Source organism: Loigolactobacillus binensis, from assembly GCF_005405165.1.
GTDB classification, from domain to species: domain Bacteria; phylum Bacillota; class Bacilli; order Lactobacillales; family Lactobacillaceae; genus Loigolactobacillus; species Loigolactobacillus binensis.
In genome coordinates, this window is record NZ_BJDN01000066.1 from 1 (window position 1) to 2,075 (window position 2,075).

Genomic DNA, 2,075 nt, shown 5'->3' on the forward strand with positions numbered 1-2,075 from the left:
AAAAAGATATAAATTGCACCAGGCCAAGAAAATACAAAAACACAAGGGACATTGAGAAGCTAGTATAGAAAACTATGTGTTGCATTTTAGGGCCTATAATTAACAAATACCCCCTCGAAAACGTTGAAAGAATAACCCCTAATATCTATAATGTAGATATTAGGGGTTATTTATTTTTATATACCAGAAATAGCTTCTTTTATTCGTTATTTTTTCGATACCTTTTAGAACGATTTTGACCAGGAAATAAACGATCATGCGATCCGACTCGAATTCCAATTAAGACTAGTTCATCTTTATCAATCGTATAAACCACCAGGACATCGTTAGTTTCGCTTGGTGTTTTGTTTTTCGGGGTGTCTCGTAAATGAAATTCATTATAGCCGCTCATTCGCCGATTAAGCTCATGATCTTCAAATTCTGGTGGTAATTGTTGTTGCTCAAGCAACAGGTCAATGGCTGCTCGAACTTCATCAATAATAGATTTGTCTAAACTGGCTAGCCGTTTTAGATCAGCATTAAAGGTTGCACGTGGTTTAAATCTTAGTTTTTTCATTATTTAAACTGACCCCAATAATCATCATCTGGTTCAACAATTTCATCGTCAGGTAAGACATGGCGTTTAATTAACTGATCACGTGCAATTGCATATTCTAACGAACCTTCTTTAGCTTTTAATGCTCTTTCTAACCAGTCCATTTTTTCTTGTGAAACGATGGCTACTGCGCGACTATTTGAACGAGCAATATAAACGGTTTCGTCTTCGTCATTAACTTGATCTAAATATTTTTTTAGGTTAGCGCGAAAATCGCTCTGTGTTAGTGCTAATGTCATATTTACCACCCTTTCATTGTACTTAATATTGTACTTTAATTTGTACTAAAAATCAATTTTTTAAGGAGCTAAAACTATGCAACAAGTTGTCTTACCCATCAAAGATTCAAACGTTCTCAAAGAGGTTCAAGATACCTTACTCAACAACTTTAAAGCTGGCCGGCGTAACTATACAGTTTTTCAAGTTGGCAAAGCGACACTGCTGCGAGTCAGTGATGTCATGCGCTTAAAACAGGCCGATATTTTTAATCCGGACGGTTCTATTAAACAAAATGCGTTTATTCACGACCGAAAAACTGGTAAACCTAATACCTTGTACCTTAAACCTGTTCAAACAGAGCTCTTATTGTACCGTCAATGGCTACTTGATCATCAGCTGGATTCTGAATGGCTCTTTCTTTCCATTCAACACCCAGAACGCCATATTACTGAAAAACAGTTCTACAAAATTATGAGTAAGGTTGGCGATCTATTAGGAATTAATTACCTAGGTACTCATACGATGCGCAAAACTGGGGCTTATCGTGTTTACACGCAATCAAATTATAATATTGGCTTAGTCATGAATCTGCTCAATCATTCCAGTGAGGCGATGACTTTAGCTTATTTAGGCTTAGACCAGGCTAGTACCGAAACGATGCTGGATCAAATTGATTTTGGTTAGGGGGCTGGCTTTATGGATTTAGATTTTGAAACCAACAAGTATGATCTTTTTGATGATTGGCATCAAAACAAGACTAAACAAGCCTTTACACAAAAGTTGCAGCAACAAGCTCAAATTGAAAAAACACAATTACCGCAATTATTGTCGCGTGAAGATTTAAAAATTCGTTGGCAGATGAACTCTCGTCAAAGTGTTCATCAAGTTGCTAGTAAGCCTGATTTTCCGCAACCCGTTTTTGCTTTTAATCATGGTAAGACGCCACTTTACTTAGCAACTGAAATTCAAATTTTTGAAATTAATCACCCCTGGGTGATAACTCCCGGTGCTCGTCTTGCTTATAGTCATTGGATCCTTCGTAATGTGATTGATTAATCTTGAGATTTGGCTCTAGGATTTTTATTGTTGGCGCTAGCCTTCTAATACAAATAATCCCCATCAAAATGGGGATTAAATCTACCCTTGACAAGTGTCAAGGTTATAAGTGCGCATTGACCTCGTTTCACTCGGTCTGCTGATAACCATACAATCAATTTTTCTCGTTGTTGAATTGACTGTATTTTTAATTCAATTTATGTTT

The 2,075-nt window shown here is 36.6% G+C and carries 4 protein-coding genes; 2 read left to right on the forward strand and 2 right to left on the reverse strand.

What is annotated here, in order from left to right; all coding sequences use genetic code 11:
* Positions 1–199: 199 nt before the first annotated feature.
* The gene (locus tag FFM78_RS13575) at positions 200–556 is read right to left on the reverse strand and encodes a type II toxin-antitoxin system YafQ family toxin (RefSeq protein WP_042494406.1); all 357 of its coding nucleotides are present in this window, start codon (positions 554–556) and stop codon (positions 200–202) included.
* On the reverse strand, positions 556–834 hold the full coding sequence (locus FFM78_RS13580; RefSeq protein WP_060678116.1) for a type II toxin-antitoxin system Phd/YefM family antitoxin: 279 nt from the start codon (positions 832–834) through the stop codon (positions 556–558). The genes FFM78_RS13575 and FFM78_RS13580 overlap by 1 nt, the downstream gene beginning before the upstream one ends.
* Positions 835–910: 76 nt before the next feature.
* On the opposite strand from FFM78_RS13580, the gene FFM78_RS13585 reads away from it, so the two are divergent.
* Positions 911–1,498, forward strand: a complete 588-nt coding sequence (locus FFM78_RS13585) for a site-specific integrase (RefSeq protein WP_137638906.1) — start codon at positions 911–913, stop codon at positions 1,496–1,498.
* A 12-nt stretch (positions 1,499–1,510) separates the two neighbouring features.
* Positions 1,511–1,870: a hypothetical protein gene (locus FFM78_RS13590; RefSeq protein WP_120770897.1), complete on the forward strand. Its 360-nt coding sequence runs from the start codon at positions 1,511–1,513 to the stop codon at positions 1,868–1,870.
* Positions 1,871–2,075: the final 205 nt, after the last annotated feature.